We start from the raw sequence: 1,257 nt of genomic DNA, 5'->3' as shown, positions 1-1,257 counted from the left end.
TTGGCGGGTGCGGGGTGTGGCGAGGTAGCGGAGGATGCCGTATCCGATGCCCTTGTTCGGGATGTTTTCGAGGGCTTTTTGGGTGTTCTTGAGGGTTTCTGTGGGGTTGGTGGTGGCGGTGATGTGGACGGGGAAGATGGTGGTGAACCATCCGACGGTGCGGAGGAGGTCGATGTCGTCGAAGAGTTCTTCGCGGCCGTGGCCTTCGAGGTCGACGTGGAGGTCGGGGTTGCCGGTTGTTCGGTGGTGTGCGATGGCGAGTGCGGTGAGTAGGACGTCGTTGATCTGGGTTCCGAATGCTCGTGGGACGTCCCGGAGGAGGGCGGTGGTGTCGTGGGGGGTGAGGGTGAGGGTTGTCGTGTTGAGGGTGGTGGGGGTGGTGTGGGGGTGGGGGTGGTTGGTGGTGGTTTGTGAGGTCCAGTAGGGGATTTCGGTGTGGAGCTTTTCGGTCTGTGCGTGCTGTTCGAGGTGGTTGGCCCAGTCGAGGTAGCTGCTGGTTTTGAGGGGGAGGGTGATTTCCTCGCCGTTGGTGAGCTGGTGGTATGCGTTGCCGAGGTCTTCGAGGAGGATTCGCCAGGAGACGCCGTCGACGAGGAGGTGGTGGATGGCGATGAGCAGGCGGTGGTTGCGGGGGCCCAGGTCGAGGAGTGCTGCCTGGATGAGTGGGCCTTCGGTGAGGTTGAGGCTGCGTTGGGTCTGTTCGGCGATGTGTTCTTGATGGGCCGGCTGTTCTTCGGGGGGGATTTGGGAGAGGTCGTGGCGGTGCAGGATTGTTTCGGGTGTGTGGTCGGTGATGGTCTGGGTCCATCGGCCGTTGGTGTGGGTGTAGTTGCTGCGCAGGATGTCGTGGTGCTTGAGCAGGGCTGTCAGTGCCTGGTCGAGGAGGTCGGGGTCGACTGTTTCGAGTTCGAGGTGGACGGACTGGTTGAAGTGGTGGGCTTCGGTCAGGTCGCGTTCGAAGAACCAGTTCTGGATCGGTGTGAGTGGTGCGGTTCCGTTGACCGGCCCTTGTGCTGCGTGGATGTTCGTCGTGTTTCCGGCGTGGGCGGCCAGTTCGGCGACGGTCTGGTAGCGGAACATCATGCCGGGGGTGATGTGCAGGCCGATTTTGCGGACGCGTGAGACGATCTGGATGCTGAGGATCGAGTCGCCGCCGAGCTCGAAGAAGTTGTCGTGGATGCCGATGTCGGTGATGCCCAGTGTCTTCGCCCAGACTCGTGCGATGGCCTGTTCGACGGGTGTGCGTGGTGCTGTGAA

The 1,257-nt window shown here is 62.3% G+C and carries 1 protein-coding gene; it reads right to left on the bottom strand.

The features are described from left to right. Positions 1 to 1,257 (bottom strand): condensation domain-containing protein (locus ACFUEL_RS39785; protein WP_380243114.1); only part of this gene is annotated, 1,257 nt, incomplete at both ends.

This window comes from Kitasatospora sp. NPDC057198 (assembly GCF_042670125.1).
GTDB lineage: Bacteria > Actinomycetota > Actinomycetes > Streptomycetales > Streptomycetaceae > Kitasatospora.
Note: the sequence above shows the minus strand (reverse complement) of the source record. Positions and strands in the feature narration are given on the sequence as shown.